Annotated in this window: 9 protein-coding genes; 2 read left to right on the top strand and 7 right to left on the bottom strand. The window is 61.6% G+C overall.

All coding sequences use genetic code 11. The features are described 5' to 3' along the window. Nucleotides 1–15: 15 nt before the first annotated feature. The 5 genes from J2X19_RS08910 to J2X19_RS08890 form a co-directional block, all read right to left on the bottom strand. Complete coding sequence (locus tag J2X19_RS08910) at nucleotides 16–10254, bottom strand: LysM peptidoglycan-binding domain-containing protein (RefSeq protein ID WP_310372543.1); 10239 nt, start codon at nucleotides 10252–10254, stop codon at nucleotides 16–18. Between the two features lie 20 nt (nucleotides 10255–10274). Beyond that, entirely contained in the window at nucleotides 10275–11657 is a 1383-nt protein-coding gene (locus J2X19_RS08905; protein WP_310372541.1) for an endonuclease/exonuclease/phosphatase family protein, read from the bottom strand. Then, nucleotides 11654–15316: a hypothetical protein gene (locus J2X19_RS08900; RefSeq protein ID WP_310372539.1), complete on the bottom strand. Its 3663-nt coding sequence runs from the start codon at nucleotides 15314–15316 to the stop codon at nucleotides 11654–11656. The genes J2X19_RS08905 and J2X19_RS08900 overlap by 4 nt, the downstream gene beginning before the upstream one ends. A gap of 4 nt (nucleotides 15317–15320) precedes the next feature. After that, entirely contained in the window at nucleotides 15321–16166 is an 846-nt protein-coding gene (locus J2X19_RS08895) for a hypothetical protein (RefSeq protein WP_310372537.1), read from the bottom strand. 64 nt (nucleotides 16167–16230) lie between these two features. Further along, nucleotides 16231–16566, bottom strand: coding sequence for a hypothetical protein (locus tag J2X19_RS08890; RefSeq protein ID WP_310372535.1), 336 nt, complete (start codon nucleotides 16564–16566; stop codon nucleotides 16231–16233). A gap of 658 nt (nucleotides 16567–17224) precedes the next feature. Here J2X19_RS08890 and J2X19_RS08885 point away from each other — a divergent pair. Continuing rightward, nucleotides 17225–18247: an RES family NAD+ phosphorylase gene (locus J2X19_RS08885; RefSeq protein WP_310372533.1), complete on the top strand. Its 1023-nt coding sequence runs from the start codon at nucleotides 17225–17227 to the stop codon at nucleotides 18245–18247. A gap of 190 nt (nucleotides 18248–18437) precedes the next feature. On the opposite strand, the gene J2X19_RS08880 is transcribed toward J2X19_RS08885, so the two are convergent. Further along, nucleotides 18438–19055, bottom strand: a complete 618-nt coding sequence (locus J2X19_RS08880; RefSeq protein ID WP_310372531.1) for a pYEATS domain-containing protein — start codon at nucleotides 19053–19055, stop codon at nucleotides 18438–18440. A 358-nt stretch (nucleotides 19056–19413) separates the two neighbouring features. On the opposite strand from J2X19_RS08880, the gene J2X19_RS08875 reads away from it, so the two are divergent. After that, nucleotides 19414–19920, top strand: a complete 507-nt coding sequence (locus tag J2X19_RS08875) for a hypothetical protein (RefSeq protein ID WP_310372529.1) — start codon at nucleotides 19414–19416, stop codon at nucleotides 19918–19920. Between the two features lie 92 nt (nucleotides 19921–20012). On the opposite strand, the gene J2X19_RS08870 is transcribed toward J2X19_RS08875, so the two are convergent. Further along, nucleotides 20013–20753, bottom strand: coding sequence for a hypothetical protein (locus J2X19_RS08870; RefSeq protein ID WP_310372527.1), 741 nt, complete (start codon nucleotides 20751–20753; stop codon nucleotides 20013–20015). Between the last annotated feature and the right edge of the window lie 639 nt (nucleotides 20754–21392).

Here is a 21392-nt window from a genome sequence, read left to right as displayed (position 1 = left end):
CCCTTCAAAAGTTACTCAAGGCAATGGCACCATCGTCGCAGTGACGGTGAATTTTTCAATCTGCAGCATCGGCTGGAGATTGCCGTGACCCGCCGGATAGATGGTGAGCGCCATGTCGATCGTCGCGCCGCCGTCCGTGGTTGGAACTGCCTTGCTCCGCCAGCCGTCCGTCATCGCGGCGAGTGGCTTCACGAAGGAAGGCGCTGTGGTCGCGGAAATCGCGGCCGGTGTATGCAGGAGAAGCGTGACCGGAACGACGGTGCGCGGCAGTTTCTGTCCTGGGTTGAGGTGGTAGGAGTAAGTCACTGTCGCCGCCACCTCGACGTCGGTCTTGCCGGTCGTGCCGAAGCCGAGTCCGGTAAAGAAGGCGTCGAGATACTCCTGGTAGCTCGGTCCCTTCGCCTTCAGTGTGTCGATCGAGAATGGGGTGTTGAAGGCCAGGCTCGCCGCGATCGGGCTGGTGAACTGCACCGCCGGGGTCGAGAAGATGAATGCCTCGTTGGTTGCCGCCGGCGGCGCCGCATCGGGCAGCAGAAGCAAGTTGCGCCGGATCCACAGGGTCGCGTTGCCGTTGCGATAGCCGAAGATGTTGAGCGCGGTCATCGTGATAGAGCGCGACGGGATCTTAACCGCTTCCTGATGGGTCATCAGCGGGGTCGGGCCCTCGCCGCTCGGGAGGATCCCCTGGTAATTGAAGCGGACGCTATCCGCGCCAATCCCGGCGCTCACCACCGGCCGCCACTGATCGGGCAACAGCTGGACGAATGGCAAGGGCAGGGTGACGCCGCTCCCAGTGATCGTCATGCTGCCAGCATCGAACGTCGCCGACTGGTGGTTGATCTTGAGCTCGTTGATCGCGACGGTGGCGTTGGCGTTGGGCGCGTCCGGCACCAGTTTGATCTGGAAGGCGATCCGCACCTCTGGCTGCTTTACCGTCGCCAGGCTGAGATTCTCCGGCGGGTGGACCCAATCGTAATAGGCGGTTTTGACCCCGGCCAGGGTCTGTAGGAACCATTGCACGGGCACCGCCGCCGCTTTGTCGGCGACGGTGCCCGTGCCGGTGACCGCTTTTAGCGCGGCGGCCATCGCCACCGAGACCGCCGGATAGACCTGCACGAACTGCGCGAGCGCCTGATAGAGGGCGGTCGCGGTCGGGTCTTCAGGGCCGCCCGGCGCATTGATGGTGCCGCCGGGGACGTTGAGGTCGATCTCGGTCGCGATCGTGTCCTGCGCGGCGAGGCCGTAGGTGAAGTCTACTTGGTAATTCCATTGCGCCAACTCGGCCGGCACGCTGGTCATCGGATGGGTGGCGGTGGCGCTCTGGCCGCGCATCGTCGGTGGTTGCGGCAACGCTCGCAACAGCACCGGCGCGTAGATCGTGTCGCCGTTATTGAACGGTACGCTAAGCAGCGGGTCCGGCAAAGCCACCGACGGCGGCTGTATGAAGCCGATCCAGTCGCTGTCGGTATAGTCGTCGATCCCTGGGATAGAGCGGATGTTGTGCTCGACATGGGTGATGTCCCAGGTTAACTTCAGCGGCAGATAGGAGGCGCCGCTGACCTGGGTTTTCGAATCTAGCAGGAAGGCGAGCCGGGCCGGATGGGCTGGGTCGAGCGGCAGCCGCCCGCTCGATACGGAGAAGGTCGCGTTATCGCCTGCATTCCCGCCGCCGGCCAGCGCCGCGCGCGGCTTGCCGAACAGCTTGACGGCGTTGCCGCTCACCTTACTCGCCTGGAAGACTGCGATCGCGGTCGTGCTGAACGCCGGGCCGAGTTGGTTAAGCAGCGCCTGGCGCAACGTGTTCCCGGCGGCGATGGCGCTGTCGTCGTCCGGTTTCGGCCAGCCACCAGCGGCTGGCGCGGTGCCGACGGGGGCCGGCTTGGGGGACGGCTCGATGATCGCCTCGACCGTCTCAGCGATGGTCTCGGCGAGCGCCTTCTTGATCGCTAGCAGCTGACCGAGCGTGCCGGCATCCGACAGCGGATCGGCGACGCCGGTGCTCAGATCGTAGAGATAAAGCGCAGCGGCGAGATCGGGGGCGAGCGCAGTGTCGATCGCGTCTAGCACCGACTGGAACCAGACGTTGGGATCGACCCCGGTGAAGTGCTGGCTGACGGTAGCGCAGGCCGGCGGATAGCACGTGCCGTCATAACTAGCATAGAGTTCGATGTTGGCGCTCACCAGCGACCGGGCGAGCGGGCGCGGTGCATAATAAAGCGGCAGGTCGCTGAGCACGAAACCGAGTCCCTGGGGCGACGCCGGCAGTTGCGAGGCGGCGAAGCGCACCGCCCATAGGCTCTGCCTTCGCTTGTCGCCGATACCGGCTGCACCCGCTGTCGCGGCAGAGGTTCCGAGGCGCATCGTCCAGCCACCGGTATTCGAGACAAACATCGCCTCGAACAGCTTAGCGAAGTTGGAATAGCCACTGCCGGAAGTATCTAGAGGGTCCGGCATTGGCAAAAGGTCGACCGACGAGGTTTCGCCGCCGGCGAGTCCGGCTAAGGCGGAATCGACTAGCAGTCCCGGCCGGCTGAGCGTCAGGGTCAGCGCCAGCGGCAGGATGTTGCCGGCGGCGATGCCGCTGGCAACATCGATCGGGATCGCCAGCAACGGCAATGCCGGCACTGCCGGGAACTGACCCTGCCGGCGCAGGTCAAGATAGCCCAGCGCCTTGGCGACGAAGTGGCGAAACGGCTGGGCCTGGCTGTCGCTAAGCGCGAGATCGGGCTCGGCAAGCAGGCTGTTGTGCAGTGTGAATTGCACTGCCTGGCCGCTTGCCCAGGGAATGCCGGCCGCGCTGTAATCCTGGTTGAGCTGATACCAGATCCGGCAATAGACCGGGTAATCGGCAATTGCCGCCGCCTGGCCGGCGGGAATCTGCTGGGCGACGCCGTTGATCGTTCGCCGCACCAAGGTGACGTCGTCGTAGATGGTGGTCGAAAGCGCCAGCGCGATGTCGAGCCAGCCGCTCTTTTCGTCATTGCGATAGAGATAATGGATCAACAGATTGGGCCAGGCGGCCGGCCCGATCAGCTTGTCGCGATAGAGCAAAGGAACGATTTGCCCGGTTGCCGGACCGGAATAGCCCGGTGGCGGTGACCGGAACTGATCGACCAGGATGTTGCCAAACAGGTCTCGCCATTCGAGATCGAGCTGGGCAAGGCTGCCGACGCCGATATACGGGTTGGCGCTTCCGGGCGGGATGCCTGCACTGCCTCCGGCGGGGGCGGTGTTGCTGGTAGCGACCTTGGTGAGGCCGAGCACCTGGCGGTAGCACAGCGGTTCACCAAGGAGGCCGGCGAGAGCTTGGCGGCGGCGCACCGGATCGCGTTGCGCTTGGCGGCGCGCAGCGGCAAGACCGACGGTGCCGGGGTTCATCGAATCGTCATGATGTTGCGGACCGACCGGCGGCCCTGCACTTCCGCCAAAGAATTGGTTTTTCTGCACACCTGCCGCCAGCATCGAGTAGAGCTGCTCCAACGTCGACGCGACCGGATCGGAAATATCCGAAATATACGGAGCCGGCGGCCGGCTCAGCTCGATGGTGATGTTGCCGGACGCATCGCTGGGATGGACGTCGAGCCCCTGCGGATCGATCATCAGCACCGCAGCCGAATCGATCGCGCTGGGAAACGTGAAGATCGGCGCAGCCGCGGCGCCGATGGCGAGATCGTCAACGTCGAGCCCGAAGCCAGCAGCGACGCTCTGCAGGGTGTCGCCAGCGGCGGTAACGTAGTCGCTCGGCGGGACGTAGTCTGCGGTGCCGGCCGCCGCAGTCAGATGCGTGACTCCGTCGATCGCGAGAGTGACTCCCGGCACCAGCGGGAAGCCGGCGTTGAGCTCGGCAACGCGGCCGATACTGAGTCCGTAAAGCGAGGCGAGGTCGGCGAGTGAAGCATCGGTTGCTGGCTGCGCCGCTACCGCCGCGCTTCTCGCCGCCAGCGCCACCTGTATGCCCGGCCCGGCATTGGCGTCGTCGGTCAGCAGCGCGTTAACGAAGCCGGTCAACCGGTCGAGGGTTAGCGCGCCGCCGCGCGGATAGGTGACGAGAATGCAAAGATCAGCCTTGCCTGTCGAATCGAACGCCAGCTCTGGCAGCAGGTCATAGCTGAGGAAATAACCACCCGAGCGAACCGTCGACAGCTCCCACAGAAGTCGGACGACCTGCGCTGGCGGATTGGCGACATTTCCGACCGGCGGACGCGCCGCCAGTGCCGTCGCGACGTTGGATATCTCGCCGGGATTACGCTGTGTCGACAGGTTGGTGCGGGTGAAGAAAGCGGGACTAGTGGAATCAGACGGCGCCAACAATTGCCTGCTCGCGCCGCTGCCCTGCGGATAGGCGAGGAACAAGCCCGAGATCGCCTGTCCAGAGATCGGACCGGCCAGCGCCGAGACCAGTCGTTCGAGCAGCGAGGCAGAAGCCGCGTTGAGTGCAAGCAGCTCGTAGGTGTAGCTGCGCGTTTTGGTCGTCGGCGACCCTGCCGGCGCCGGTGGCAGCCGCTTGACGCTGAACTCGACGCGCGTGGCCCAGGCGTAGCCATCCAGCCCGGTCTGGACCAGTACTTTCGAAATCGGATCGGTGATTAACGCCACCGGCTGCAGTAGCGGCAAGTAAGCGAGCTGCGTCGGCAACGCCATAGCCGCCGCGTCGAATGTGGTTTGACGCGCCGCCACCTCGGCAAGCAGGCTCGCCGGCACCATCCACAGCATCGGCAGCGCGCGAGCGGTACCGGGCTGCTGAAGCGTGATCGCGGCGATTTCTGCCGGGTTGGCACTGACGAAGCCGACACCGGCGGTGAGCGCAGACAACTGCGGCGTCCGCGCCACGGCGGGCAGGATGCGGAACGTCGTCACGGGATTGAACGCACCCCTCCGTGCATACGTCAACAACGGGGCGAGATGATCGAGCAAGGGAGTCAGCAGAGGGATCGTGCTGTTATTGCTGCCGGTATCGTCGAAGGTTAGGAACTTTCTTGCGAGCAGCGTAGCGTCCGCCGACATCACCAGCTCATAGGCCGTGGGCGCGGGAGAGGAGGGCACCGCCGGAAACTGCTGCCCGGTCAGTTGGTAGAGCCCGTAGCGGTCCTGTGCAGCGTTGAGCTCAGTGAAGTCGGCGGACAGGGTAAGCCCGCCCACCGGAGTCGAGACCGGCAGTCGCAGGCCCGCAGCGAGGAAGCGCGAAAGCATTCCGGCGGCCTGGGCGAGCTGGTCGTCGGCGACGATCTGCGCCCAAAGGTGGGCGAGCGGAGCCTTGGTGATGCCGGTGAGCGAGATTGCCGAAACCCGGTTGGTGTCGAACAACGTCGCTGCCTGATTCGTGGAATTGGCTCCGAGTGATGACACCGTGACGCCGTAACGCGCCGCTAGCCCAGCCAGCGTGTCCCCGGCGATGGTGTCGATCGTCTCCGGCAGGGCGAGCGCCACGCCGGAGACGAGGCAGGCTTGGCTGCCGATCGCCGCCGCCAGCCGTGCCGACGTCCAAACCGGGGCTGTCCAGTCGCTCTGGTCGAGCTTTGCCATGAGATCGATAAAACTGATCCCTGCCGGCGTTGAGTAAGAACCGTCATGGATCGGGATCACTGTGCCGGCGGCGACGATGCGTGCATTGAGATTGCCGTCGATCAACGAGGCAGCTGTGATCTGGCCGTCCGACTTGAAGCCGGCAGCGATGCTTTGCAGCGTGTCCCCGTTGAGTATCGTGTACGCTGGCGCGGCCAAGACGAAACGGCTCCCGGCGAGGAGCGGCTTCGCGCCGTTGGGCAGCACGACGTCGTCGGAGTCGATCGGGGTGCCGTGGGTCTCGCACCAGACGAGGATCGCCGCGATCGTGTTGCCGTTTTCCAGCGCATATTGGTAATGCGCGAAAGCGTCGATTGCCGCCTGCAGCAGTTGGCGGCCGATCAGCATCATCGCGTCGACGAACAGCATCGCCGACATCGATTCGGTGGTCAGCGGCTCGCCCGGGCGCGGCGGCGCGGGCGGGGACGCACCCGCCTGCTGGAGCGACGCGCCGAGCGTCGTGAACAGCGCCGAAATGCCCTTGCGATACTCCGGTGTAACCATCACCCATTGCGAGAAGTCGATCTGCGTCGCTGCCGAGGCGTCGACCTGGACCGTCGCAGTGAGTCCGTCGAACACCGGGAATGGTACCGAGCCAGGGAGGGGCCCGTTGAGCACGGTGAGCCTCACTTTGAAGGAGGAGAGGAAGGTCAGCCAGTCACAGAAGTCGAGCGGCGGGTCGTCGAGGTTGGCGAGCAGGTTCAGATAACATTTCAGCTCCTCAACACTCACAGCTGTCGCATCTTGAATCGAGAACTGGTTGACCAGCCACGGCAGCATATCGCGGCAGAGTTTCTCGAACGAAGTTGTTACTTTCGCCATGGCGCTGTTGTCGGCCGCCGAGGGCGCGTCCATCATCAGCAGTGTCACGAACGCGCCAGCCTGCTGCGTAAAGTCGGTCTCCCCCTCGGTAGCGACTACCGTGTAGGCAGCGGTGGCGTAGAGCATGAGCTTGATGTCGAGGCCCGGAGGGCGCACCACCGGCTTGGCCCGGCCTCGACCGCGAAGCTCCGGCATGATCGGCGCCCGCGTGGCTTGCAGCAGTTTCTGGTCGCCGCTCGTCCACACCCATGGTGCGGTACCCTCGTCGACATAGATCGAGAAGCTGGCGTTGGCTTGGGTCTGGAAATGGAAGTGGAAGGTGATCGAAAACAGGCCGAGGTCGATTCTGACGCTGAGGCTGACCGATACCGAGGCATAAGCGGCGATCTCGATCGGCTGGAACGATGCGTAGGTAAGGGTGATTGAAAGGGTGATGTTGACCGACAGCGACGCCTTGATGATTGCGAAGTCGACCGATCCATACAGCAGGCCAACGATCCCGGCCGTGCCTGCGATCTTGAAAAAATAATCATGCTGGACGCTGGTCGGCGGCGGCGGTAAAGGACCTGGTGGCGGAGCGAGCGCATATGGGTGCCAGGCGGCGATCACGCCTTCGATGATCGCAGTGGCGGTGAGTGAGAATCCTGCGCTGAGCGGGCCGGCTGTGAAGCTGTAGCCCAGGCCGATCTGGAAGCCGATCCCGACAGCGATTACCGGATTAAAGGTGCCGAGCTTGGTGACCGGTGTGACCGTCGAGGTGGCGCCGCTCAACTTGCCGAAATAGACGCCGCCGCCGCCGGTTACCGGTATCCCCGCGATGATCACCGAGAAGGAAAAGGACCGGGTGAAGTCCATCTTGTACGGGAAGCCGATGTCGATCATGAAATCGCCATTGGTGTAGATCTGGACGCCGATGTCCGGCAGCACCACCGACACCGCCCCGAAATTGAGGTTGCGCACGGCGTCGGGAAAGCGCCAGTCGACCTGGTACATGCCGATCTCGTCGGTCACCTTTTTATAAAGGATGTCGATCGCCAGCCCGGCGAGTGCTTTGGCCTTGGTACCGGCCATTTTGAGGTGGAGGCCGTAGAGGTCCGAGTCGTGGAAGACGAAGCCGAGGTCAATGGTCCTCTCGAGGATCAACATCCGTGCTGCGATCAGCCAGTCGCTCGAGCGGTCGTAATAAGGCGTCCCCTGCGGCGACGTGCTGGTGCCGACTGGGCTGGTCGGCGTATCGGTGCTCACCGCATTTTTTTCGAGATTGGCGAGAATCGTCGTGACGTCGGGCGCGTCCTCCATGCCGACGATCTTCACCCGCTGCCCCATCGCGAACAGGACCAGCTTGAAGTATTTGTCGCCCTGGCCGGGGACGCTGATCGTCTGCAGCTGGTCGACGGCGACGCCGGGCGGCCCCCCGGTGGCGTCGCTATCCTCAGCGGAGGCGACGATCAGCGGCGCCGGCAGGATGAACGAGGTGCCGATCAGTTGAAGCAGCAACTGGTGCTTGCTGAGCGCATTGGCGCGGTAGCGGGTGAGGCGCAGGCCGCTGATCGAGGCGAAACCGAGATCGAGCGGCGGGCTGGAGAGCGGGTAGATTGCCATGATCAAGCCGGAATCGACGCCGAGATCGAAGGTGACCCGGAGCCCGTCCAGCGGAATGTCATCGAGCAGGTCGAACGGCGCGGGCAGGGTGAAATAGGGGTCGAGCTCGGGAATCGTCTTGACCAACGCCGTGATCAGGCTGCCGAGGCTCCAGCCGGTGAGGGTGAAGGTGAGGCTGTTCTTGTCCGCCTGCGTTGTATTGTAGGTTGCGGTGATGCCTTCCCAGGTGACCGAAAGCTGGGTGTTCCCGCTCTTGAATTCGTAACTGATGATCATTTGGGCACTGAATAACCCGATCATTGCAACGACACTGCGCGAATAGCGCTGGTCTACCGGGGCCGACGGCTTCGAGCCGTCGAATGCAAGGACGATGTTGGCGGCCGGGTTGCAGGCAATGCTGCCGATGGAGACGTTCCAGATGAACCCGCCCGAGACGTTATAGACTTTCTCCGCATCGGAGTCGTCGTCGGGAATGCTCGCGGTAAGGGCGAATGTCGTCAGACGCATGTCACCCGGAATGAAAGGCCCGAGTCCGACATCGCTGAGGAACTGGTCGGCAAGGTCGCTGATAAGGAGGGTTTGGGTGAGGCTGGTCGAGAGCGACCAGCCGTCACCGGTCTGGTGGCTGACGCTGGTCAGCATGTAGGCCGGGCCGATCGACACCACACCGCTGAACGATGCGTCGTAGAGCGTGGGCGGCGGCGGCGTGCCATGGCTGGGTGTTGCGGACAAGGAGATCGACGCCTCCTGCAGCGCGAGCAGGGGTTGGCCATCGATGGTCAGGAAGGAAAGGCTGGCATCGATATCGGCCGCGAAACTGTAGACACCGCTCGATCCGTCATAGAGAAAGACAATATTCGAGAGGCTGGCGGCGAGCCCACTTGGAAGCTGGATGCGTTTCAGTGACACCGCATCGACGAGAGTGCCTAGCTGAATCGCCGGGCCGTCGTAGGACGCCTCGAACTTAAGGTCGGAGTCGATTTCGATGTGAAAGGTGCCTCGGAAGACCGTGGGCATTATCTGGCCGGACGCGGTGAAGGTCGCACTCCGGCTCGGGCTCGGCACCAGCGGATCCGAAACTCTCCAGACCAGATCCAGATCCGTCAATACCGGCGCCAGTTGGTTGTCGGGATCGGTGAACGGCGTCCAGGGCAGCATCGCTGGATTAGCGCCGATCGAAACCGTGATCCCGGTCAGTGAAGGAGGGTTGGTGAGGCCTTCCAACATCAGGCTGCGCAATACGACGCTGGTCAGGAACCCCTGGACCTGGGCGGGAACATCGCTGAAATAGGAATGGCCACCGACCAGCGCGGCGATCCCGCCGGGGCTTAAGAGACCAGCCGCGGGGTTCGGTTGGAGCCCAAAGAGGAATTGGATTCGGTCGCTTGCGTCGGCGGCGGGAGCCTGCAGCCCCTGGCTGACGTCCGGCAGGACGGCGACGCTCAGCGTGTACCCGATCGTCACCCCGCTGGCCTCCGTCACGGTCAGGTCGAGCGAGAACACTATGTTCGGAAAGCTTTGCTCCGGTGGGGCGCCAGCCTGCGTTTCCGACGTGGGTGCGGTGTCCGCGGCCGGGAAGCACAAGGTAAAGGCGGGCTTCGATACGTTAAGGGAAAAGAGAGTGAGCGAGCCGGTCGAAGCGAGGGGTGCGGTAAGGGAGCCAGTTGGATAGAGCGTCGCTCCACCATCCATCGCCGAAAAATCGAGTTTGCCGGCGATCGGAAGGTTGACGCCCCTGCCGGGAAAGGCGAGGCCCTGGATCAGCGCGACGATATCCTTGAACTGGCTTGGCGGGACGAGATGCGCTTCCAGCGTCTGGATCGCGCCGCCGACGGCGGTGTCGAAGGTGAAACCGACCTCCAACAACTCAGCCCACAGGAAAGGCCAGCCGGCCGTGAACGGCGAAAGATCGCTCCACGACCAAGCGGAGGGATGGGCCACGACCTGCAGCCGCAGCGTCGGCGTGGCGCCGCTCACCAGACTGAAGGTGAGGACGGCGTTGGTAACCGCGGCGTTGATCAGCCGCAGCGAAACCGGCGTAACCGTGAATCCCACGGCTGTTACTGGCGAGACGGAGCCCGCCGTATAGCTGATCGGCAACCCGCCTGCGCCGCCGGTCTGGAAAGCCTGCGCCAGATCGATATCGAGTCCGGCTGGTACGTTGACCCCGTTGCCGAGAGCGCTAGCGATGAAGTCCCGCGTCAGGGGGCGACCGGGCGCGGCCGCTTTCAGTGCCTCGGCGAGCGGTTGAAGCGGATTATTCGCCATGGCGGGCTCCGGAACCGGGATCAGACATCAGCGCAGACCGCGAAATGATCGCTGGTGTCGTAGATATGGGCATAGTTTGGGGAACTGATGAGGTTTGAATTCAGGCCAAGTGCGAACCCCGGAGCGGTGCCTTCTAGCGCGGCGCCCCAGGGAAAGTTAGTGAACGGCGCCGCCAGTATTGGCGGCGGATTGATGAAGTGCCGGGCAAAATTGATCACACCCAATGGCAGATTATTGGCAACCGCCCGACCGAAGGGATCGGTGTAGGGCGTGCCGACGACCGTGTTGGCGACCGTCGACGGATAGCCGGCCGCTGGCGCCGCCGCTTGTTCCACCAGAATGTTGTCTATCGAATAGAAGTTCTGGAAGCCGGCCGCGCCGAAATATCCAAGTCCGGGATATTCACGCGTCGTGCCAATCGCACTGAAGAAGTTAGCGGTCTGATCCCATTTGTTTTCGACGGGATTCCACCTCCACGGCTGCTTGATGTGAGTGGTGGCATACCCCTTGTAGGAATCGAGATGATTGGCCGGGACCGGCCCCTGCATGCGCAGCGCCGGAACGAATGTCGCGGGAAGCCCGTAGGGGTTGGCGGGTGTCCCGTCCGCGTTGAGCAGCGGCATGTTGAAGTCGCCGAGAACAATGCGGATCTCATTCGCCCCCAGCGCCCGCTGGATCTCCTGTGACGCGGCAAGTGTTGCCAGAATTGCATCAGGTGCACCGGGCGGGGGATGGACGGCGATGAGCGTTAGATTGCGAACCGCGCCGGCGGCGTCGGTCTCGCAGAACGTGCACATATAGGGCTGTCGCCGGTTTATGAAGTCGATGGTCCAGCCGGCCATCCCCGCCGCGGGCGCCATATGGAAGTCGATGCAAGCCGCGAGCCGGTTTTCCTCGGCACCGGGATTGAACAGCCCCCCGGCCGGGACAGTGCGCGACGGAACAAGAAGAGCCGCCGCAGCTCCCACATAGGCATTGCCTGGCGCGGGCACGCCTGCCCCCGGCGGAGACGAGTAGGCGGGAATGGTTCCGCTGGACCAGTAGGGACCGGTGAAGATCCGTGTGCCGGCGGCCCCGATCATCCCCCGATAGAAGATGGCTACCGCCTCTGCGCTTCCTATCCTGCCGACCACAAGAGGTGGGACGAGGCGCCAGTCTCCCGCAATTCCCCTCAGCCAGGCCAGCAGGGTCGTGCACACGTCCAGACCGGCACCCGACGTCAACATACCTGGAGGGTAACTCCTGCGTGCGGAGACTTCACCAACGACGAGGATGTCCGGCTGAGCCGCAGTGATAACACTTCTGATCAGGTTCCGACGTGCCACGCTCGATAGAGGGTGCTTGGGATCGGCAATCTTGTTCGTCCCGAATTTGCTGATATTCCAATAGACGATCCGGGTCATACCGACGCTCCTTCGCCGGTCGGGGCGGGGAACTTGGTCACGTCCAATTTTGCATCGCCGGTGGCAGTGTAGGCCGCGTACCAGCCGAGGCTGCCGCTGCCGTCTGGATCGCCGAACAGGAAGAACTGGATGGTGGCGTCTGGAATCTTCTTGATGCCGAGGAAGGTCGCGCCAATATTGGCGAGCTTGAGCGTGAACTGACCTGGCGCCGGCTGCTGCAGGCTGATCGCGCCGGTGCTGATCTTGAACACACCCTGGAGGCTGAATACGCTGGCCCCCGGCGCCGTGCCGGGCAGGCGCAGGCCGACAAATGCGGCCGGGTCGGCGCCGGCCACCGGCGACCAAGCAATGAGCAACTGTGAGCTGAACCCCGCTGCGGCGACCAGCGCGCCGGGCCCGCCCATGTTGATCTTGTGGACGATGCCGCACCAGCCGCCACTTAGCGCCGCGATCTTCGCGCCTTCCGGCTCGACTGTCAGGAATCCGTAGTCGAGCGGAGTCTTGCCGGCCGGCGCGTAGATGAAGCTCTGCAGTTGCAACGCGAAGCCGCCGAACAGGCCGCCATTGCGAGGCGCGCTGCCGCCGAGGTCGAAGGCGAGGTTTGACGGGTCGAACGCGAAATCGATCACACCCGGATTGGATTGCGGGCTGCGCATCGTCAGCTGCAGGTTGGAATATGCCAACCCTACGCTCTGCGAGGCGCCGCTGGTGGGCGAGCCGAACGAGAAGATGTCATAGGGATGAATCCCCTGCGCATCGGTCACTGTCGCGAAGTCGAACACGCCCCAGAATAGGAAGCGGCTGGTGACCGTCGGCACGCTGGTGCCGGACGGCCAGGCGTAGGGCGCGACCCCCAACGTGTTGAACTGGATGCGGCTAACGGTGATGCCGTTGAGCGCCGGCGTGGCGAAGGTAAAAAGGGTTGGGTTGCCTTGGTCGAAAACGTAGACCGTCGTGCCGTTCTGGATGACTGCGCTTCCGTCAAGAACGATGCCGTTTGCGCTCTGGGTGGCGCCCTCGAACGCCGTGCTCGCGACCGGCGCTCCGAACAGCTGGTTGATGGTGAGCTGGATGCGGCTCTTGAAGCCCGTCATCCGCGCGTTGACAAACAGCGCCTGGAGAAGGAGCACGCGGAAGGCGTACGGATCGTTGGTGTCGATCATCAGCGGCGCGTCCGGATTGCCGCCTGAGGCGATATTGGCGACGTAGATCGGATCCTGATAGTCGATCAACCCGAACAGGCTTGAGACGCCATCGATGATGAGAGTCTGCGCCGCGCCCGTGTCGGGATTTGGCTTCACCCGGCTCTGCGTCGCGCCGAAATGGTGGGCGTAGAACTTATTTGGGTTAATACCCGCAGCCAGCCCCTGGATCTGCTTCGGGAGAGCGGAAGTGGCAAGCGACGCCTTAAGCGCCAGAAAGCCCTTCCAGTCAGCCTGCGTCGCGATCGCGGCGATATTGGCGTAGAGCGGGTTTGGAGGGGTGCTGGCAAAGGGGCCTGTTCCGTTGCCCTGGTCGATTGCGTCCTGGAGATAGGCAGCAAGCCAAGTCGAAAGCCCCGTGAAGCAGAGTGCGGCGTCAGTATTGGCTATCCGCGAAAAATCGTATGCATCAGTCCATTTGTTGGGATTTTTGACCCAATCGATGAGCGCGCCGTCGCAGTATTTAAGGATCAAAACGTTGCAGTAATCGGTAGGCTCTATGCCCTTGCCGACCTCGACGCTGAATTGCCAGTCTTCAATGTCGAGATTCTGGGAGAAACGCGCGAGCGGCGTCGCATTGACCGCTGCGACGAACAACTGGCTGGTTTGCATCGCCTCCTGGACCTGCTCGGTCGGGCTGAGGATGCAGAAGGGCGTTAGCGGCGCGGTTGGATCGCGCGGCTGATATTGCGCGAATACGATTTTAGAGAAGTCGGTGGCGCCCGGCACCGCCTTGACCTCGGCGAGCAGCCCTTGGCGCGTAGTCCTCCATTCGCCTTGCGAATCGACCGCCCCCGACATCCGTCCGAGACGTCGCGTTCGCCGCGCGGCGCGAACAGATGTGCCGGTGCCGCCCAGCTTCTCCTTGCGAGTCGCCGACAGGATCTGGCTTTCGAATTCGCTGACCGCCGTGACTGGGCTGGTCCAGCTCGGATCGGGCGCGAAATTGGCGTAGGGCGCGATTGGCACGAAAAAGCCGGCGCCCTGCGGCACCGCGGTGCCCGGCGGCGTCGGTTTCAGCAGAGGCGCATCGTTTGCCGGCGTGCCGCCGTAGTAGGCGCCACCGTCGGGCTCTGCCAGATAGAGCGGCGAGGATGAGGCCGGACCGATGATATTCACCCACGATGTCCGGTAGACGTCGGTGAGTCGCGTCTTGGCTACGTTGCCAACGGTGAGATCGGTCAACGTCGCCGCAGGGAAAGGGAAGACCGGAGCGTAAGCCGGATGCGCGACCTGGAAGCGCAGCCTGCTACCGATCTCGGGATTCTCAACATCCCAGCTCGTGAAGTTAAAGCGCTCAGATCCGAACAGGCCGGCGAGTAGGGTTTGGTCTGGCGTCCCCTGCTTCACGGCATCGACGACGATGCCGAACTCTCCGCAGGGAACTAGCTGAAAGCAGTCCTTGGGGTTCATCACCGGGCCGATTGCGGGCTGCCGTGACATGAACGCGAACCCGCCGGCGAAATCGGATGGTCCGGAAAACGGACGGGCGCCGGCGCCACCGAGCGGCGTCAGGCTGATAGTTCTGCCCTCAACGCTACGAAAGAAAGTGGGCCAGGTCGGGGCGAGGTCGTCCAGCGTCATGCCGGTGCGAACCTGGCCGCCGTCGAGCGTGACGGGGCCATTCGTCGGCAGATTGAGGTTGAGCAGATTGATGGGATCGATCGCGGTCGCGAAATTCGTCGTGCCGGTCCCGAGCGCGTCGGGATCGACCAGCGGGAATTCAAAAGGGACGTCGTTCTTGCCGTCAAACGCCCAAAAGCGAATATTCGGTTTCAGGACAGCAAACGTCACTGCGGCCGTCATCTGCGTAGTTAGAGTAAACGACCCGGATCGGCTACCGACGATCGGCACGACTGTTTTGACAGGTCCGCCGCTCAGACTAGATTGCACGATCTCCAATCCCGCATTGGATGGCGGACTCGTCCGAGCGTCGGTATAGCCGATGATCGGCCATTGAGCAAAAAAGGTGATCGCCTGGAGCGTCGCATCCCAGCAGACCAATGCGGTCCAGTCGATGCTGAAGGTGAACCGGTCATCCGGCCCGAACGAAACGCTGAAATTCGAGTTGGTCTTGACGGCTCCTTCGAAGTTCGCGGCAAAGTGGATCACAAACCCGCTGTCGCCGGGAGGGGGCAGTGGATCACTCGCCGCCGCGTCCGCAATCCAGATCAGCGCGCGCGGCTTGACACCGCCCTGCTGTTTGAGGATCGTCGCGACCCCGTCGACCAGGCCCCCGATTCCAGTTGTCGGCCGGGCCGCTGCGAACAGATAGCTGCCGTCATATTTGAAAAACGCGTCATGGAAATCGATCGACCTATTGGCGGGCAGCGGCAACGAATGTGGCCACGGGACATAGCCGACCCAGCCGTAATCGGGGCCGTTCGCGTCCGCTGACCGCTCGTAGAGTCCGGGGGCGTCCTGGCAGAGGGTGAGGGTACGAGTCGTGTCGGCCATACAGCTACCTGAGCACCGGGAGGCCGGATGCCACCGGAACGTCCGTTGACGGCGGTCCGGGGGAAGGCGCGGGCCAGCTAAACAGGACGCCGCTCGCGTCGATCGAGCTCGTCCCCGTCGTGATTCTCAAATCCTGCGCAACCAGACTACCATTGGTCACCGGCGACGGCGGGGTCAAGCTGAAGCGTGCGCCCGCCCGGATGATCGTCTCGCCCATACGCACGTCCTGGTTGAGCGAGACGCTCCCGGCCAACCGGACCGGTACGCTCAGGAGGAGTTGGCCGCCGATGAAGAAGGTCAGGGTGGCCATCTGGCCGACGGCCTCGTCAGGCAAGACGTCGATCTGGACGGAAAGGTTGGCTGTGAGGAAATGTCGGTCGCGCAACAGCACCGTCCGCGACGGGCTGCGCCATTGCACGAGGTCGCCACGAAACGCACGGGCGAGAGCGGGCGGCCCCGACTCCCGCCGCGCACATGCCGAACCGTCAGCCAGGGACTGGACGACGCCGTCGAGATAGAGGGCGGAAACGCCCGGCGCCTCATTGAGGCGCAACATCAGTGTGCCCTCGATCCGGCACGGCCCGGCGGCAAGGCTGAACGGAGCGGTGCGAGTACGGTAGTCGAGAATGACACCGTTTATCGTCGCATCCCCCACAGCCACCGAGACGGAAACCCGCGCTACCTCGGGATCGACAAAGATCCGGAAGACGACCGGATCGACGTCGCGCCGCACGCTCGCCCCCACGTCGACCGGCAATCCAGGGGGAACGCAGGTCGCGCAGATCAGAATCGGATTCTCCGCCGCAGCTGTGAGAGCGGCTGTTGTCGCCGCGAGCAAGGCGACGAACATGAGACCGCATGAATCGTATACCGGGAGCCGCGCGAGCATCACCTGGCCCCGGTTCGGCTCGAGACTACGTAATATTGTTGAAACCGGCGATTTGCAGACCGTTGAGTGGTAGGCTGGTACTGCCATTGCCGACGGAGCCCGAGAACTGAACCAGCGCGTTCGGGGCGTCCATATTCAGCGACACGGACGCGCCTGCTTCGATGATCGCTGTACCGTAGTTCAACGTCTGCTCGATCGTCGCCATTGGGCCGTTCCCGGAGACTTGCACCGGGAAACCCATTTGCTCGCCATCGAACGTAAAGACTATCGCCATGGTCCCAAGCGAGTCTCCTGCCCAAGTTGTCGTTGCAAGGATGTTGAAGCTTAATTCTGTGGTCTGAGGATTGGCTGAGGTCGTCATTTGAATCTCCCTGTGATGTCATGACCTACATCACAGCTTGTGAAGGGCCGATGTTGATCCTATCGATTCCCACCAATTGATCAATTACTGCGTCATCAAGTTTGATGACGGCCATTTCGGATCAGTATTGCTTTGGATTGACGGTATAAAACAGTCCAAGTTTTACGCCGCACCCCCGCACCTGTGCGGGGATGGATCGTGTCAAATGACGCTATGCACGCGTCCAAGTCGCACTTGGTGCGATCCCAACTTCATCACTGCCCACCCTATGGACGCTGAATTTATCTGCCTCACCTGTCTTCAGGACTCCCACTTGCGGCGCGAGCTACCCGAGGAAGATGAGAGTTGTGATTTATGTGGCTCGCCTGGGCCTTCGGTCCGGCTCGACGAGGTTGCATCCAGATGCGACCAGGTCCTGGATGCCCACTTTGAGACTACCAACGGCGACGAATCGATTTGGCTCTATGACCGTCCTCCGAGTGGGACTGACCTCGAGGAAACGCTTGCGGGGCTTAAGGTGGTCGCAGATGAAGCCGTTGAGCAGCTGGCGGAAGCATTGAGGGCTTGCTGGTTCGATAGGGACACAGGGGAAAGCAAGTATTCGGAGGATGGCGACGTGTATCCCCGTTTTAGGCCGAGGTCGGATATGGGTGGCTCCATGAGCCAAGCCTGGGAACGCATCCACGATAGCCTGCAGCATGAGGCTCGGTATTTGAACCCAGCAGCCTCCCAACTGCTGGATCAGGTGTTTGGCGAGGTGCATGCCGACCACACAGTTGCAGGCCTGCCCGTTGTGGTCGATGCCGGCCCTGGTTCTGCTATTGCGCAGCTGTTTAGAGCGCGCGCCTTCCAGGCGGATAAGCCCCTCATCGAGGCATTGGAGCGGCCTGAGCTGCTGCTCGGCACGCCGGAACAGGGGAAGGGGAAGGCCGGGAGGATGAACGCTCACGGCCAGCCTACGTTCTACGGTGCGAGCACGGTCGATGTGGCAGTTGCGGAGGTTCGCCCCCCGGTCGGTTCTAAAGTGGTGACCGCGGCATTCGAATTGACCCGGCCCTTGAAGCTAATCGATTTTCGCCAGCTCGGGAAGCTGAAGGTGGACCGTAGCCTGAGCTTGTTCGATCCTCGAAGCATTGAACGAGCTCAACGTCGGGACTTTTTGAGCCAGCTGGTAGACACTTTGGTGCAACCGGTGATGCCGGACTCCCGGGATCGGGACTACCTTGCGACGCAGGTTCTAGCCGACTACTTGGCGACACATCGGGAAGGTCCCATCGATGGAGTCATTTACGACTCAGTGCAGGGGCGGGTTTGGCCTTGGGAGCCAGGCAGGAACGGCGAAACAGCTACTGTGGGTTTCAACGTAGCGTTGTTTCCCAGGGCATCTCAGGTGAAGGGCGCCGACGGCAGGCAAACGGCTCATGCGGCGCTTTACAAATGGGAAGACGACGGCCCTGGTCGTTATCTTGCACCCGCGATCATAGCTATACCCGAAGCTGCAAAAGTTCGAGAAGAGCCGTGGACATTGGCGCCGGGAAACACCTCAAAGGCCAGACGGCTTGATGCCTTGGAACTGGTCCTTCCTTCGATCGAAGTCCACGAAGTCAAGGCAGTTGCAGTAAAAACCTATTCACGAGAGGTGGAGGTCAGTTCTCCGCAAGGAGGAAGTGCATTCCCCTGAGGTCGGCGTCGGACTCAGATTGCTGGCTTGGGCGTGACAATGCAGGACGTGTGGGACTATGTCACCGCGCCCTCAAAAGATCCGGCCGATTGTCCAGAGCAGAGCTAACTGGCTATTTGCAGGGACTTTGAGTGACTTGGCTCATCAAAACGACGTCTATTCCGCCTCCCGTGGTGACTACTGTTTGAAATCACGGCGAACCGGGTTGCTGGCGATCCCTTGGATTGAAGGGTTTCGCGTCACCGCGACTGACCATCGTTTGATAAGTGCCTTTCAAGGGCGGAGAATCATCCGTGAGATCAATGAAGCGAGAAAGGCGAACTGGCTCTGCTTGCCCTCGGACATGCACCTCTGCACGAATAAGGGAATGGCCATTGGCAAGCTCTTTTAGCTCGAAATTCGTATCAGGAGAGCCGCCAGCTTGAACGGGGTTGGGGTACGCATCCTCTAGTCTATAGACCACATATTCGACTTGCAGCAGCGCCTCTGTTGTACCGAACACAATGACGTGAATCTGATGCATTGGGGAGCCGAACTCAATATCTCTTTCGGGAACTCTCCGACTTCGGTGAATCAATGCTAGATGGTCGTCCGTTAGTAGTTCGCCAGTGAGCGGTACCTTAAGTTGCCCCACCGCTTGTCCTATCGAAACAATGCCGATCTTGATCTCGTCTCCCCGTTGGACTCGGGCGACTGTGGCCACCAGGATGGACCTAACCAGATCCCGATATGTGAACATGAGACCACCAACGAGGATCGGCCAAGCAAGCGCAACTACAACGTCCATCCAGGTTTTTGGTTCAGCCATAGTGCGAGCCTTTTATTGATATCCGACGTAATGTAGACCGCAGAACCGGCGGGATAAGCTGCGCGATGCGGGATATTATGAACACAGCTTCCTACTGAAAGTGGCTTGCAGCTTACGTTCATAACGAATTTACTATACAAAATGCAGGTATTAAGATCCCATGAAACCCGGTAAGCATGTACTCGGGAAACTTTGATTGCGCAGAGGTGAAATCGAGACGCTCAAAGAGAAAGATTGTGGCTAGCTGGTACGCTGGCTGGCGTATCGCAACTCGCTTTGGAGAGCGCGCCCACCGGCGGCTTTGGGCCCAAAGCCAAATTTCAGTCGTAGCTGATACAGTCACGCAATGGACACCTACATGTTCTTCAAAGACTTTGCTGGGCCGGGTGCAGCAGTTATCGCGTCTGGCGTTGCGGCTTGGATCACTTGGAGGTTCCAGCAGCAACAGGTAGCCATTGCCAAGCAGCAGGCGGCGACCGCGCGAGCCGCTGCTGAGACCGCGCGCAACAAGCTGCGTTATGACATATGGGAAAAGCGGTTCGAAAAGTACAAGGTCGTGGACGAACACATGTCTACAGTGGCACTGTGGAGGCCGGGCGAGAAGCTGGATTTGCTCGCCTACCTTTTACAGGTGTACGACGCGCGTTGGCTATTCGGGCCAGAGGTTGAGCAGTGGCTGCAACAAGACTTGAACAAAGCCTATAGCCAGCTCTACGTCGTGATGCTCGAGCTTACGAACCGGCAAGACCTGACGGACGGCGAAAAGCAACAGGTCTTTTTCGCCGCGCATATGGACTATCTGATGCCGATGTATGCTCAGCGCGACGAAATTTTTAAGCCGTACCTGAGCATGCCGTTTCAATGAAGCGAGGAGCTGCTCCCCTCCCAAGCGCGGCAAGTAAGTGACTTTAACCTTCGGGCTTTTGTAGAGCTGATGGGCTTCGCTCAACGGCCTTTTCACTTTTGGGCAGCTTCCTCGGCGTGATGCTTGCGGATGCGCGCGAGCAGTTCCATGCCTACCTCCGTGTATTCTTTGAGCTTCCGATCACGGTCGGCACGCCACACCTCGAAGTTGATCGGCGCATACTTCTCAGTGAACGGGTCAAACACCCGAGTCATCAACAAGAAGTTGTGGAAGAGGTTCACGTAATGCGCATCGCCCTGGTCCTGTGACTCGGGTACCTGGAAGTAGACGAAGTTCTGGATGATGCCGCGACTATCTTCATGTGGGCGGCGCTTCATACGATGTATGAACGAGCTCACGTCGGCATGCGCTCCGTATTGGCTGCCGATGTCGTGCAGTTCCAAAAGACCGGCAGCAAGCGGATACTTTGTCGGATCGCCTTTTCTAGCTCTTTCGATGCGCGACTTAATGGTTTGGAAATGCCATTCGCGCGCCAAATACATTGGCAACTTTTCGGGGAACAGAATCAGCTCATAGGCGGTGAGAGTTGCATCCACCGCTTTGCGCGTGTTGCCCATGCTTTCGCTTAGGTGCAATCGCAGCAGGTTGCTCAATGCAGCCAGGTATTGGACATGCACGAAGTGGTAAAGCTGCGCGACCATATTGGCCGGGGTGTTGTCGATGTGCAGCCCATTAATGCAGGTGCGGATGACCTGATCAACGATCGTATGTTCTATCAACACTGCCTCGTGAAGCTTGGCGCTGATCTTCGCATTCTCGGCCTCGGTCTCCATGTACTCGAAGATGTTTGGAGGGACTGGACCGTCTGGCATGCGAGATCATATCTCGTTGCTGCGTATTTCTTGTCGGGAGCGATTGCTTCTGTGCGTTCTTCCAGTTCGCCCCCCGCATGCTGTGGGATGCGGTCTTAAGGAGACCTGGGCGGCGAGGCCCGCGGAAGTTGCAAGAGGCGTCGCATGACGGGGCAAGTCTGGGCCGGGCCTAAACTACAGTTCCCGGGCTTGAGGTCATTTGCCCAGTGAACCTTTGGCGGTCGTCACGTCAAGGACGCACTTCGAGTCTTCGATTTGCCTCGCTGGCTCGACAGCGAAGTATGCGGTTGAGTCCACCAGTCCTTGTTTCTTTATCAACGCCTGACCCTCTGTGGTTGTGGCGCGAATCATCGCTGCGCTCGCAGGCTTTGCCGATGCGACAAGGTAGTCGATGCCGCCCACTTCGTTGACGACATGGCCCACACGAATCGCGGCAGGTGTCGGACCGGACACAGCACATAAGCGTTCAGTTCCAGCTGGTGAAAGCACCCGAGGGGAACCCAAAACAGTCGGCTCGCCTGTTGTGTCTCGTTCTCGTCGAAAGTCCAACCCTGAAAAAAGGTGGCTAGGTAAATTCGAGTCCCGGCACGGGGTGGCGCC

Origin of the sequence: Rhodoferax ferrireducens (genome assembly GCF_031458075.1) — a bacterium.
Lineage (GTDB): Bacteria > Pseudomonadota > Gammaproteobacteria > Burkholderiales > Burkholderiaceae_C > Rhodoferax_B > Rhodoferax_B ferrireducens_A.
This window is presented reverse-complemented; position numbering and strand designations above follow the sequence as displayed.

Coding starts and splice junctions, on each gene's coding strand:
- J2X19_RS08910 (WP_310372543.1), bottom strand. CDS start 10,254: ATGGCGAATAATCCGCTTCAACCGCTCGCCGAGGCACTGAAAGCGGCC.
- J2X19_RS08905 (WP_310372541.1), bottom strand. CDS start 11,657: ATGACCCGGATCGTCTATTGGAATATCAGCAAATTCGGGACGAACAAG.
- J2X19_RS08900 (WP_310372539.1), bottom strand. CDS start 15,316: ATGGCCGACACGACTCGTACCCTCACCCTCTGCCAGGACGCCCCCGGA.
- J2X19_RS08895 (WP_310372537.1), bottom strand. CDS start 16,166: ATGTTCGTCGCCTTGCTCGCGGCGACAACAGCCGCTCTCACAGCTGCG.
- J2X19_RS08890 (WP_310372535.1), bottom strand. CDS start 16,566: ATGACGACCTCAGCCAATCCTCAGACCACAGAATTAAGCTTCAACATC.
- J2X19_RS08885 (WP_310372533.1), top strand. CDS start 17,225: ATGAGCCAAGCCTGGGAACGCATCCACGATAGCCTGCAGCATGAGGCT.
- J2X19_RS08880 (WP_310372531.1), bottom strand. CDS start 19,055: ATGGCTGAACCAAAAACCTGGATGGACGTTGTAGTTGCGCTTGCTTGG.
- J2X19_RS08875 (WP_310372529.1), top strand. CDS start 19,414: ATGTTCTTCAAAGACTTTGCTGGGCCGGGTGCAGCAGTTATCGCGTCT.
- J2X19_RS08870 (WP_310372527.1), bottom strand. CDS start 20,753: ATGGAGACCGAGGCCGAGAATGCGAAGATCAGCGCCAAGCTTCACGAG.